Genomic DNA, 2,258 nt, shown 5'->3' on the forward strand with positions numbered 1-2,258 from the left:
GTGTATAAGAGACAGGGTTTGCCCTTCCTTTTTGTTGATAGTTCTTACCTGTCATTTTTAGAGTTTTCGTCTTAACAACATTACGGCAACGCTGAGAAACACCAAACTTGGTGCGACGGCACCAAACACTGGTGGAATACCATAAACAAGACTCAGTGGGCCGAAAAACTCACTGGAAATATAAAATGTAAAGCCTGCAATCACGCCTGACAAAATCCTTGCGCCCATAGTAACGCTGCGCAATGGCCCAAAAATAAACGACAGTGCCATTAGCATCATCACAGCAATAGAAAAAGGTTGAGTAATTTTACGCCACAACGCCAGATCGTACCGTGAAGCATCTTGCTCCGACGTTTTTAAATAGCTGACATAATCATACAAGCCACTCAGTGACAACTCTTCAGGCTTGACCGTGACAACCGCCAGTTTGTCTGGAGCTAATGAGGTCGTCCAACGGTATTCAGGTAATGTTTGCTTTGTTATCAATACATCATCGCGCATGTCGGTGATTTGAACATTTTTCATTACCCATTGATTGTCTTTATCGTAATCCACCTCTTCGGCAAAAAGGATGTTTTGCAAACTCTTATTGTTATCAAAGCGCCACATATTTAAGCCATAGAGTTTGTTGTCATCAATTTTACCAATAAAGATAAAATCATTCACATCGCGCGCCCACACACCGCTGCGCACTGAAACAATACTACCGCCAGAGAGAGAAAAAGCTCGCAGATCTCGCGCCATCTTCTGCGCTTGGGGTGCTCCCCATTGGCCAAGCAAGGTGACAATGATCATTAATGGCACTGCGGTTTTTAATACCGACATACCGATATTAAGCTTAGAAAACCCCGCAGCTTGCATGACAACGAGCTCAGAACTTGATGCCAACATACCTAACCCAATCAACGCACCGAGTAAGGCGGCCATAGGAAAAAACATCTCGATATCACGAGGAATGCTCAACACCACAAACAGTAAAGCTTGCAGTAAATCGTAGCTTCCTTCCCCGACTTTTCTCAATTGCTCAACATATTTGATAATGCCGGACAAACCAACAAAGGTCGCCAGCACTAGCGAGGTTGTCGCAACAATAGTACGACCGACGTATAAATCTAAAATCTTAAACACGCGTTATGCTGCCTTCTTTAGTCTTAGTTTATCTTTGAAGCGCCGCACAGGCACACTGTCCATGATATTCACTGAAATCGCCGCCAAAAGTAACGCAGCATTGATTGGCCACATACCGATCACCGTAGCAAGTGAGCCATCTTCAATGGCAGACTTGGTTGCGCTGATGGCCATAAAATAGGCCAAATAAATTAAGATTGCAGGTCCCATTTTCGCAAAGCGTCCTTGCCGAGGGTTAACAGCCGACAAAGGGACCACCAGCATGGTGAGTAACGGAATACAAATCACCAGAGAAATTCGCCATTGCAACTCAGCTTTCGCTCTTCGATCCGGGTTGGAAAGCAGATTGGATGTCGGTAACGCCTCCCAATCACGTCCTTTGGGTTTAACTTCACGCTGCCCAATTAAACCTTCGTATTCGTCAAATTTTGTGATCATATAATCAACGCGTGTTGGCACGCCTTCATAGCGAATCCCGTCATACATGGTGATCATCTGACGACCATCACTGAGCTCTTTAACATCACCAGAATTAGAGAACATCACACTCGGGAGTATCGAATCCTTTGGTGCAAGCTGCGCAACAAACACATTATGCAGTTTTTTGTTTTCAATATTTTCGATGAAAACTACTGAGGAACCATCTGGTGTGCGTTGAAATTGTCCTTTCTGTAGCAAATCAACGCTATTTTCTGCTGCAAGCTGCTCCATTAATTGTGCTTCTTTATCTTGGCTCCAAGGCGCCAACCAGAATGCGTTAAATGCTGCAGCACCTGAAGTGATCAAAGCCAAATAGAGTGCAGCACGGATCAAAAATTTATTGCCGATGCCAGTGGCATTCATCACCGTAATTTCGCTTTCTGCGTACAAACGCCCAAAAGTCAGTAAGATGCCGATATACAAACTCAAAGGCAGCATTAATAACCCCATTGCGGGCATATTTAAACTCACAATAGATAAGATCATTCGTGCTGGAATGTCACCATCGGAAGCTTCAGCCAAAACGCGAATAAATCGTTGGCTAAGAAACACGAGAAACAGTACGAAAAAGATCGCAAATTGGCTCTTGAGTGTCTCGCGGATCAAATATCTAACAATAATCACGCTGAAATTACCTATACAAAACTTGT

The 2,258-nt window shown here is 43.9% G+C and carries 2 protein-coding genes; both read right to left on the bottom strand.

The window, feature by feature from the left end:
- Positions 1-57: 57 nt before the first annotated feature.
- Positions 58-1,128 carry an LPS export ABC transporter permease LptG gene (gene lptG, locus B9J87_RS09715; protein ID WP_013855998.1) on the bottom strand — a complete coding sequence of 357 codons (1,071 nt, stop codon included), beginning with the start codon at positions 1,126-1,128 and terminating at the stop codon, positions 58-60.
- 3 nt (positions 1,129-1,131) lie between these two features.
- Positions 1,132-2,232 (bottom strand): LPS export ABC transporter permease LptF, encoded by a 1,101-nt coding sequence (lptF, locus tag B9J87_RS09720; RefSeq protein WP_013855997.1) that lies wholly within the window; start codon positions 2,230-2,232, stop codon positions 1,132-1,134.
- Between the last annotated feature and the right edge of the window lie 26 nt (positions 2,233-2,258).

It is taken from the genome of Vibrio sp. V19_P1S1T109 (assembly GCF_002241375.1).
Lineage (GTDB): Bacteria > Pseudomonadota > Gammaproteobacteria > Enterobacterales > Vibrionaceae > Vibrio > Vibrio anguillarum.